The 10336-nt window shown below is 59.7% G+C and carries 7 protein-coding genes; 5 read left to right on the top strand and 2 right to left on the bottom strand.

Going from position 1 to position 10336, the window contains the following annotated elements; translation table 11 throughout:
• The 4 genes from P8Y64_05995 to P8Y64_05980 all read left to right on the top strand — a co-directional run.
• Nucleotides 1-1667 (top strand): hypothetical protein (locus P8Y64_05995; protein MEJ2060026.1); only part of this gene is annotated, 1667 nt, incomplete at its 5' end.
• A 173-nt stretch (nucleotides 1668-1840) separates the two neighbouring features.
• Complete coding sequence (locus P8Y64_05990) at nucleotides 1841-3103, top strand: hypothetical protein (GenBank protein ID MEJ2060025.1); 1263 nt, start codon at nucleotides 1841-1843, stop codon at nucleotides 3101-3103.
• Between the two features lie 10 nt (nucleotides 3104-3113).
• Nucleotides 3114-4919 carry a BTAD domain-containing putative transcriptional regulator gene (locus P8Y64_05985; protein MEJ2060024.1) on the top strand — a complete coding sequence of 602 codons (1806 nt, stop codon included), beginning with the start codon at nucleotides 3114-3116 and terminating at the stop codon, nucleotides 4917-4919.
• 84 nt (nucleotides 4920-5003) lie between these two features.
• Nucleotides 5004-5471 carry a hemerythrin domain-containing protein gene (locus P8Y64_05980; GenBank protein MEJ2060023.1) on the top strand — a complete coding sequence of 156 codons (468 nt, stop codon included), beginning with the start codon at nucleotides 5004-5006 and terminating at the stop codon, nucleotides 5469-5471.
• A 15-nt stretch (nucleotides 5472-5486) separates the two neighbouring features.
• Here P8Y64_05980 and P8Y64_05975 read toward each other — a convergent pair whose 3' ends face one another.
• Both P8Y64_05975 and P8Y64_05970 read right to left on the bottom strand, forming a co-directional pair.
• On the bottom strand, nucleotides 5487-5894 hold the full coding sequence (locus tag P8Y64_05975) for a group II truncated hemoglobin (GenBank protein ID MEJ2060022.1): 408 nt from the start codon (nucleotides 5892-5894) through the stop codon (nucleotides 5487-5489).
• A 36-nt stretch (nucleotides 5895-5930) separates the two neighbouring features.
• Nucleotides 5931-8324 carry a mechanosensitive ion channel gene (locus P8Y64_05970; protein ID MEJ2060021.1) on the bottom strand — a complete coding sequence of 798 codons (2394 nt, stop codon included), beginning with the start codon at nucleotides 8322-8324 and terminating at the stop codon, nucleotides 5931-5933.
• An 87-nt stretch (nucleotides 8325-8411) separates the two neighbouring features.
• Here P8Y64_05970 and typA point away from each other — a divergent pair, with 87 nt between their 5' ends.
• Entirely contained in the window at nucleotides 8412-10232 is a 1821-nt protein-coding gene (typA, locus tag P8Y64_05965; protein ID MEJ2060020.1) for a translational GTPase TypA, read from the top strand.
• Nucleotides 10233-10336: the final 104 nt, after the last annotated feature.

Below are 10336 nucleotides of genomic sequence, written 5' to 3'. Positions count from 1 at the left end.
ATTATGCCTATGCCCTGGCTCTGGGGTCGAGCGGGCAGGTGTATGTGGCGGGAGGGACTGGTTCCAGTGACTTCCCTAACACCAGTGGGGGTGCACAGCCGATTTACAATAGTCCCGCCAGTGATGTCTTTGTGGCCGAGCTTAACGCCGGCCTGTCGCAGATTATTCAGGCGACTTACCTGGGTGGAGCGGGCAGTGACTATGCCTACGCTCTGGCCGTGGCGCCGAGCGGGGCGGTGTATGTGGCAGGAATGACCATATCCACCGCCGGCTTTCCTGGCACCAGTGGGGGTGCACAGCCGAACACAGGTGGAGCTTCTGACGCCTTTGTGGCTGTGCTGAACAGTAGTCTCACTACGATCAGTAACGCAACCTATCTGGGTGGGGCGGGCGTTGATCAGGCCAATGCCCTTGCCGTCGGCAGCGGTGGGCAGGTGTATGTGGCGGGAGATACCAGCTCGTCGGCCTTACCCTGTACAGACGCAACAATCGGAACGCCTGGTGTGACTTGCGATAGTGGTACGGGTAATCCGCCTGCCAACAACGGCGCGCAGGTGGTTTACAAAGGTGGGCGCGTTGATGCCTTCGTGGCTGCATTGAATGGCGATCTAACAAGAATCGACCAAGCCAGTTACCTGGGTGGGACGGTCATGGACTACGTGTATTCACTGGCCATGGGTAGTAGTGGGCAGGTATACGTGGCGGGCTATACATCGTCCGGCGATTTTCCCTGTACCGACACGACAATCGGAACGGCGGGTGTAACCTGCGATAGTGGTGTGGGTAATCCGCCTGCCTACAACGGGGCGCAGCGGAGCAGCGCTGGTGGTGGCAATGCCTTCGTGGCTGAATTCAATGCTGGGCTGACCCAGATCGATCAGGCCACCTATCTCGGCGGAGCTACTGATGACTACGCTTTCGCCTTGGCTCTGGGGGGTGGCGGGCAGGCGTATGTGGCGGGATACACCGATTCCAGCGCCTTCCCCTGTACTGACGCGACTGTGGGCATGGTGGGTGTAACTTGCGACAGTGGCATCGGCAATCCACCCAGCACCAATGGTGCACAGCCGGCGTATGCTGGCTTGAACGACGCTTTCGTGGCCGAACTGAATGGCGGCCTGACCCAGATTGTCCAGGCGACCTATCTGGGCGGGACAGGCGATGACAAGGTATATGCTCTGGCCTTGGGCGGCAGCGGGCAGGTGTACGTGGCAGGCCAAACCAGTTCAGGCACAGGGAGTTATACCAATATCCCTGGTACCAGCGGCGGTATGCAGCCAGCCAATGCGGGTGTCTCTGATGATGCTTTCATAGCCCAATTAAGCAGTGGCCTCACGGGCATTGCTCAAGCGACCTATCTTGGTGGCTCAGGAGTGGATGAGGACGTTGCTAAAGCCATGGTTGTTGGTGGTAATGGGCAGTTGTACGTCGCGGGCTATACCTATTCCGCCAACTTCCCCGGCACGAGCGGTGGCGCACAGCCGGTGTATGCGGGGCCCAGTAGCAGCAGCGAAGGTTTCGTGGCGGTCTATAACAACCTTGCCGCCGCACCCGCGTCATCAAGCAGCGGCGGTGGCGGTGGGGCGCACCATCTGTGGGTGTTGTGGGCGCTTGCGGTTCTGGCCCTCGGTGGTGGCCTGTTCAGGTGGCGACATCGGGCCGGATAGGCTGGTTTGATTGTTCAAGCAATTGCGGGCAGCCAATGGTTGCCCGTTTTTTTATGGGGAAACTCTAATGCTTAAAGCATGACAAATACCGAGGGTATCATGGTTTAATTAAAGTGCTACGGCATTCCCAGGAATAAGGACCAACCGTCCGGCGATATAAGAAAGAGGGGCAAATGCACTCACAGGCCAGGATTGCGCAGCCGAGGCTTGAAGGGATCTATCCCCGAGAGCGACTATTCGCCCAGCTTGATGAGGGCCGTAAACGTTCCGTCGTATGGGTTGCCGGCGCGGCAGGAAGCGGCAAGACCACTCTGGCAGCAAGCTATATTCTTGAGCGCGGCCTGCGCGCCGCCTGGCTCCAGCTGGACGAGAGCGACGCCGATCCGGCCACCTTTTTCCATTATCTTGGTCTGGCGCTGAAGAAGGCTCTGCCGCGCGCCCATCCCCTGCCTGCATTTACACCGGAATATCTTGCCGATCCTACCGCTTTCGCCCGGGGATTCTTTGCTGGGTTGGCGCAGCGTTTGAAAAGGAATGCGCTGATCGTTCTAGACAATTATCAGGTCCTGCCCGAAGACAGTCTCGTGCATGGCTTGCTCGCTGTGGCTCAGGAGGAGCTTGGTGGAGATCTGAGTTTGCTTGTTTTGAGCCGGAGCTTGCCGCCACAGGTTTTTGCGCGTGTCAGAGCGTCGGGTGAGCTGGCGTTGATTGAACAGGATGCACTTGCGCTGACAGAAGCGGAATCAAAGGCCTTGGTGGCCAGGATGTGTCCGGACGAAACCTGTGACGCATTGGCGGATAAGCTGTATATGCAAACCGAGGGCTGGGTGGCCGGCTTGGTGCTCATGCTTCAGCAGTTGGACACGCAAAACCCAGAACAACTCCGCAGCGCTTCCGTAACGACGATCTTTGACTACTTTGCCAGCGAATTGTTTGAGGATGTAGGTGACGATCTTCGGGGCTTTTTATTCAAGACCGCCCTTTTGCCGAGCTTTACGGTAAATATGGCGAATGCGCTGAGTGGATCACAGGACGCGGATCGGCTATTGGACAGCCTCGTGCGCCGCAATCTGTTCACCACGAAGCGGGGCAGTGGCGCGTTGATACACTTTCAGTACCATGACCTGTTTCGCGACTTTCTGCTTGTGCATGGCCAACGGGAAATTGAGGCCTCGATATATGCCGGTCTGCAGAATCAGGCGGCAGAGCTCCTGATTGGTGACGGGCAATATGAGGCGGCATCGGGTTTGCTGGCCGCAGTGGAAAATAAAATTGGTCTCGCTGACCTGATCGAATCTCTAGCTCCTGAGCTCGCAAAGTTCGGGCGCCTGCCTACCCTGGAGCATTGGCTTAACCAGTTGCCGGTTTCAATGTTTGAAACCAGGGCATGGTTGCAATATTGGAGGGGGATTTGCCGATTGCCCTTCGACCGATGAGCTGTATGGATTGGATCCATTACTGGACAGGCTCGATTCGCTGATCAAACGTTTCGGACCTTTGGATCATATGGTCGAATTGCAGTTGGCACCTCGGGTGTTAGCAGCATTGCTGGTGCGACGTCCAAGCGATCCATCCTTTGAAGACTGGCGCAAACTGGCCTTTGACGCTTTCGATGACCCGTATATCGATTTGGGGCTGCGCTTGGTGGCGGGATTTTATTTGATGGTGTCTCATGTGTGGGCCGGAGATCCTACTCACGCACGTCAGATTGTCGAGATGTTGAAAAATATGGCGCGTGAGGCTGATGCGTCACCAATTGCGCGTGTGACAGCCCTGATGGTCGAGGGGTGGCTGGCTGCATTGAGTGCGCAGCGCGAGGAAAGCTTTGATGCTATGGAGGCGGGTCTGGAGTTGGCCAAGGAGTCAGGCGTCCATTTGTGGGATTCCATGCTCATGCTGATTGGCGCAACGGTCGCCAAGATACGCGGTGACAAAGAGACTGCCGCACGGATTTTGGATGAGCTGAGCACCCAGTTAAGTCAGTTGCGTCCTTTGGACCGGCTGTATTTCTACCACCAGCGCGCCTGGCTGGCTATGTTGCAGGATGATCCTGTTCGTGCCCAAGCAGATCAGCGTGTTGCGCTCGAATTTGCCGTCAGGGTAGGTAGTAAGTATTCGTTGGCCGATGCCAATTATGGAATGATGTGGGTGATGCATGCGCTCAAGGACAAGCTGGAGCGAGATCGGTATTTTGCCGAAGTGGAGCGTTTGGAAGGGGAGTTGAACAGCGTATATCTGGAATTCATGCTGTGCTTTGCCAGGGCGGCATTTGCGCTTGATGAGAAAAATCCCAGCGAGATCCGTATGCGGGTGGCTGACCTGATGAGGCTCGGTCGTGAGTACTGGCTAACAGGGATGACATGGTGGCAGCCACGAATCGCATCGCGCTTATGTTCGGTGGCATTGGGTGAGGGTATCGAGGTGGATTATGCCCTTCATCTCATCCGATTGCATGGGTTGGTGCCCGAAGATGAAACCCAAATGTCCACGACTTGGCCGTATCCCGTGCGTATAAAAACGCTGGGTATGTTCTCTGTCATGGTTGATGATCAACCACTTCAGTCGGAGGGTAGAGGGCAAAGAAAGCCGCTTGAATTGTTGGCGGCAGTCATCGCCTTGGGAGCAGTTAACGTCGGTGAGGAACAGGTCATGGATGCGCTATGGCCGGAGGCGGATATTACCCAGGCGCGGCAAAATTTAAAGGCAGCCTTGCACAGGTTGCGCAGGATGATTGGTATGCGTTCGGTGAGCGTGCAGGCAGGCAAGATAAGCCTCGATTCACGCTACGTTTGGGTCGATGTGCAATCCTTTATGCGCCTGATCGAGGAAATCGAAGCATGCATGTCAGACGGCAGTGACGTGCCTGGGCATTTATTAAGGGAATGGATGTCGCTGTATCAGGGTGAATTCCTGGCCGGTGAGCCCGGGATCTGGGCATTGCAGTTACGTGAGAACGTGCGAGCGAAGGCGTTGCGACTGCTGGAGCAGGTGGGTGATATGTTGCTGCGTCAAGGTGATGGCAGCGAAGCAAGAAAGTATTTTGAACGTGGCATAGAGATCGATCCGTATGCCGAAGTCTTTTATCGTGGGCTTATGCAAAGTCATCATCAGCTTGGAAGGGTGGTCGAGGTGCGCAAAGTTTATGAACGATGCGAACAGCTGTTGAAGGAGGCTTTTGGCGTGGGGTGCTCACCTGAAACCGAGGCGCTTTACCGTTCTGCCGGCATGATTGATGAGGGCCGTCAGTCGTGATGTGGCTTGAAGCGTGGACAAGACCGGCTTCTTAGGTATTATCTGACGACACGAAACGCACCTTTAGACTTGGCTTTGATCTAAATGTATCTGGACTTCATCGACCTTCTGGAACAGGAAGGGGAGCAGATCGAGAAACTGGTTGGCGACACGCGTATGCGGTTGCAAGCTGCCAATTACACGGCCGCGAAATCGCTGTATCGACAATTATCCCGCCGCCTGCACCGCTATCTGACTATCGAGCGGGAAACGGTGCTTCCGGTGCTGGATATGGATCAGATCCTGGAAGGGCGTGACACGCTGAAGCGTCTGGAGCAGGAGCATCAGCGGCTGGAACAGGTTCTGTTGTCGCTGGATGTCGGTATGTCCGCCGCACAGCCGGATATCGGCGCCATGAAGCCGCATCTGAGCAGCCTGACGCATCTGCTCGATGAATACCGGGTGTGGGAATCGCAGGTGTTGTTCAATCAATGGCGGTCGGCGGCGGCGTTCAACTTTACGGTCGCCAACGATCTGCGTCGGCGTATCGGCCAGCAGCTGGAAGCCGCCTGAGGCGTGAAGTCTCGATCACATGCGGTTGCGCATGTGATCGGCGGTGCGCTGGAATGCATCGAGAAGCTGGGCGCGCAGCTGTTCGTCCGCCACCTGTTCCTCCCGGGTTTGGCGCATGCACATCATCCACTGGTCGCGCTCGCGATCGCCGATCGGAAAGGGCAGATGGCGGCGGCGCAGCATGGGATGGCCGTATTCCTGGATGTAGAGCGATGGGCCACCCAGCCAGCCTGATAAAAACTTGAACAGCTTTTCCCGCGACCCCGACAAATCGTCCGGGTGCAGTTTGCGAATCTCCCAGGCCTCGGGCAGGGTGTCCATCAGCTCGTAGAACCGGTTCACCAGGGTGCGGATGCCCGTTTCGCCGCCCAGCAACTGGTACGGCGTGATCTGGGGCAGGGGCTGTTGGGTCGCGTCGTTCATGGGCGGCTATCTTACCAAAGTGATTCCCACTGTCTGTTATCCGGCGTCGTCGGGCGCCGGCGGCGGGGGGCTGCCGGGCGGCCAGTTGCGCACGTGGATGTCGCGCTGCGGGAAGGGAATCTCGATGCCCTCGCGGCGGAACGCGGCATCGACCGCAAAATTGAGATCGCTGAGTACGCTGAGACGGTCGTCGATCTCGCGTACGAAGCAGCGCAGTTCGAAGTTGAGCGAACTGTCGCCGAAATTCAGGAACAGCACCCGGGGTTCCGGTACCAGCGGCGAGCCCTTGATCACGTCCGGGTGATTATGGGCCACTTCCAACAGCACTTCTTTGACCTTCTGGGTGTCCGAGCCGTATGCCACACCGACGGGTACCCGCACCCGTCCCTGCCGGTCATACAGCATCCAGTTGGTGACCTTGGCGGAGATGAGTTCGGAGTTGGGAACGATCACGTCGGCACGGTCGAAGGTTTGGATCTGCGTCGAGCGGATACTGATGCGCTTTACGTGGCCTTCGGTCTCGCCGGTGACGATCCAGTCGCCGGTACGTATCGGCCGTTCGAACAGCAGGATCAGGCCGGACACGAAGTTGTTGACGATGTTCTGCAGGCCGAAGCCGATACCGACCGACAGGGCGCCGGCGATGAGCGCGAGCTTGCCGAGACCGAAGCCGGCCAATGACAATGCGATCAAGGCCGCCAAGGCGATGCCGATGTAGCCGGTGATGGTGGTCACCGCCTCGCGGGCACCACGATCCAGACGGGTGCGATGCAGCCACTCCGGCAGCAGCCGGCTTTTGATGAGTCGGGTTGCCGCCGAGATGATTGCGAAGGCGATGACGGCCCAGAGCAGCTGCACGGGGACGACCTGCAGGGTGCCGACGGTGAATCCCTGCTTGAGATAGGTGGAAATCAGGCTGAAGCCGGGGTCGGAGAGATTCCAGACGAACATGAACCACAGGGCAAACAGGACCCAGATGGCGATGAAGGTGGCGGCGCGCAGCCAGATCAGGCCGGGGATGTTCTGCTGCATATGGACGCCGAGCCAGACCCGCAGGCGTTGCTGCCACAGCAGGCGCCCCTCGTCCATGCCGTCATACAGATCGGTGAACAGGCGGGTGACCAGAATGGCGAGCATCAGGGCGGTCAGGGTACCGAGCAGTCCTCCCAGCACGTAGGCGGAGAGGTTGCGAAAGCCGGCGTATTCCGCGCCGAGGGTAAGCAGGAACGCACCTATCAGGATGACCCGCGCGCCTCGTCCGAGGATGGCCCAGGGGAAGTGGCGCACCAGCCAGGTGGTGGAAATGAGGTTGGCGATCAGCAGAGTGCCGATGCCGGCGCGCAGCAGGAAATACTGATTGTCGGTAAGACTGTCCTTGAGCGTTGTCGAGAACAGCAGATACAGAATCAGGCACAGGGTGACGAAGATCTTGAGGCGCCGGGAAAAGCGCCGCCAGAGTTTGTCCGGTCCCGGGAAATAGGGCGTGGCCGGTGGCGGCGGGGCCAACAGCAGGTCGACTATGGTCAATGCAAACAGGTAGACCACCGCGGCATAGGCCGCATCTGTAGGGAACGGCAGCGTTGGTCTGAGCGGCAGGATCACGCTCAGACCCACCGCGATAATCACCGCGGCGAACATCGCCGGCAGGCGGCGCAGCAGGCTGCAGCGCAGTGCCACGGTGAATGCCACCGTGCGGTCCTCCTGTGCCAGCACGGGTGGCGCCTTGGGCTGCAGCAGATGGCGCAGGACCAGCCCGAGCGGGATGAAGACGAGCAACAGGAAGCCGAGGATGGTCAGGCTGACGGTGGTGAGATGTCCGGCCAGAAGTTTGTACTGGGCGTCGAGGAAGCTGTGCGCCGTTTCAAACCAGCTGCCGGGCGTTTTCAGCCCTTCCTGCATGGCGTGAATCAGGTTGGGGGTGCGGGTGAGCAATTGCTGGGTGACCAGCGCCTGCTGTTGCTGGGTAATCTGGTTGATGAGGTCCTGGGCGCCAACCAGAAACAGCTTGCAGCTGGCCAGGTTCCCCGCCACGGTCTGCTGCTGAGCCAGCAGACGCTGGCGGATACGTCTGACTTCGGCGCTCTGCTCCTTGGCGGGTTGGCCCAGTGTTTCCAGGTCCTGACTCAGGCTGTCGGCCTGCTCCTGCTGGGTGTCGACGCAGGACTGGGCCCGCGACTTGATCTGGTTGGTCTGCTTGAGCAGTGCCGAGAGGCGGTCCTGGTCGATGCCCCGGGTGGTGGCGCGCCGGAGTTCCCGCTCGATCTCCTTGATCTGGGTGGCGGTGCTGTTGATCCATTCATTCAGCGCCTGCTGGGCGCTGGCCGCGGGCGCCGGGACGGGATACAGACCGCCGAGCGCCACGAACAGTGCCAGAAAGCCGCTGCGCGCGGCGCGGAAAAGGCGGCCGTAGGGCATGTAAATATCAGTCATGGTGAGAAACATACATTATAAATGCCGCGTTGGAGCCGGCGTCGGAGTATAATCCCGGCCCCTTTCCTGCCGTTATCGAGCTGTATCGTGATCGAAAAACTCCGCAATGTCGCCATCGTGGCCCACGTCGACCATGGCAAGACCACCCTTGTCGACAAGCTTTTGCAACAGTCCGGCACCCTGGATGCGCGCAAGACCACCGGCGAACGGGTGATGGATTCCAATGCGTTGGAGCAGGAGCGTGGCATCACGATCCTGTCCAAGAACACCGCGGTGACCTGGCAGGACTACCGCATCAATATCGTGGACACCCCCGGCCACGCCGATTTCGGCGGCGAGGTGGAGCGTGTGCTGTCGATGGTGGATTCGGTTCTGCTGCTGGTCGATGCCGTGGACGGGCCCATGCCCCAGACCCGTTTCGTTACCCAGAAGGCATTGGCGCGCGGCCTACGGCCCATCGTGGTGGTGAACAAGATCGACCGTCCCGGCGCGCGGCCCGACTGGGTGGTGGACCAGACCTTCGACCTCTTCGACCGGCTGGGCGCGACCGACGAACAGCTGGATTTTCCGGTGGTGTACGCCTCCGCACTGCAGGGTTTCGCGGGGATGAGCACCGACGTGACCTCCGGGGACATGTCGCCGCTGTTCGAAACCATCGTGGAGCACGTGCCGCCGCCGGCCGTCGACCTCGACGGACCGTTCCAGATGCAGGTCAGCTCGCTGGACTACAACAGTTATGTGGGCGTGATCGGCATCGGGCGCATTTCCCGCGGCCGGATCAAGCCGAATACAGCGATTAAGGTCATCGAGCGGGATGGCAAGCTCCGCAATGGCCGGGTGTTGCAGCTGTTCGGCTTCCACGGCCTGGACCGGGTGGAGGTCGAGGAGGCCACGGCGGGCGACATCATTGCCTTCACCGGCATGGAGGAGCTCTACATCTCCGATACGCTGTGCGATCCCGAACAGGTCGAGGCCCTGCCCCCGCTGACCGTGGACGAGCCCACCGTGAGCATGACCTTCCAGGTCAACAGCTCGCCGTTCGCGGGCAAGGACGGCAAGTTCGTCACCTCGCGCAAGATCCGCGAACGCCTCACCGAGGAACTCAAGCACAACGTGGCGCTGCGCGTGGAGGATACGGACGATCCGGACAAGTTCCGTGTCTCCGGCCGCGGCGAACTGCATCTCGGCATCCTGATCGAGAATATGCGCCGCGAAGGCTACGAGCTGGGCGTGTCGCGTCCCGAGGTGATTCTGCGGGAGGTCGACGGCGAGCTCATGGAGCCCTACGAGCAGCTCAGCGTGGATGTCGAGGAGCAGCATCAGGGCACCATCATGGAACGCCTGGGCGAGCGGCGCGGCGAACTGCGCGACATGCGCCCGGACGGCCAGGGGCGGGTGCGCCTGGATTACATCATCCCGGCCCGCGGCCTGATCGGCTTCCAGACCGAGTTCATGACCGCCACCTCCGGCACCGGGCTGCTGCACCATGTGTTCGATCATTACGGCACACACCGGCCGGGCGCCATCGGCAACCGGGTGAACGGGGTGCTGATCGCCAATGCCGACGGTAAGGCGCTGGCCTACGCCCTGTTCAATCTGCAGGAGCGCGGCCGTTTGTTCATCGGCCACGGCGAGGAGGTCTACGAGGGCATGATCATCGGCATTCACTCGCGTGACAACGATTTGGTGGTCAATCCGCTCAAGGCCAAGCAGCTCACCAACATCCGCGCTGCCGGTACGGACGAGAACCTGCTGCTTTCACCGCCGATCCAGATGACCCTGGAACAGGCTCTGGAATTCATCGACGACGACGAGCTGGTCGAGGTGACGCCACACCACATCCGGCTGCGCAAGAAACTGCTCAAGGAGCATGAGCGCAAAAAGGCGTCGCGTTCCGCGGCAGGTTGATCCTGCCTCGTCGCCCTGGGGGTTGCGGCCCAAAGCCGCGCCAGCTATGTTGCACACCTGCCCGTAGCCGGGCCGCAGCTCCCCGCGCGTCCCTTGCCGACGCC

The organism is Gammaproteobacteria bacterium (assembly GCA_037388465.1).
Lineage (GTDB): Bacteria > Pseudomonadota > Gammaproteobacteria > SpSt-1174 > SpSt-1174 > JARRKE01.
Note: the sequence above shows the minus strand (reverse complement) of the source record. Positions and strands in the feature narration are given on the sequence as shown.

What these genes read in the sequence shown, in the direction of transcription:
- P8Y64_05990 (MEJ2060025.1), top strand. Translation starts at nt 1,841, where the DNA reads ATGCACTCACAGGCCAGGATTGCGCAGCCGAGGCTTGAAGGGATCTAT.
- P8Y64_05980 (MEJ2060023.1), top strand. Translation starts at nt 5,004, where the DNA reads ATGTATCTGGACTTCATCGACCTTCTGGAACAGGAAGGGGAGCAGATC.
- P8Y64_05975 (MEJ2060022.1), bottom strand. Translation starts at nt 5,894, where the DNA reads ATGAACGACGCGACCCAACAGCCCCTGCCCCAGATCACGCCGTACCAG.
- P8Y64_05970 (MEJ2060021.1), bottom strand. Translation starts at nt 8,324, where the DNA reads ATGACTGATATTTACATGCCCTACGGCCGCCTTTTCCGCGCCGCGCGC.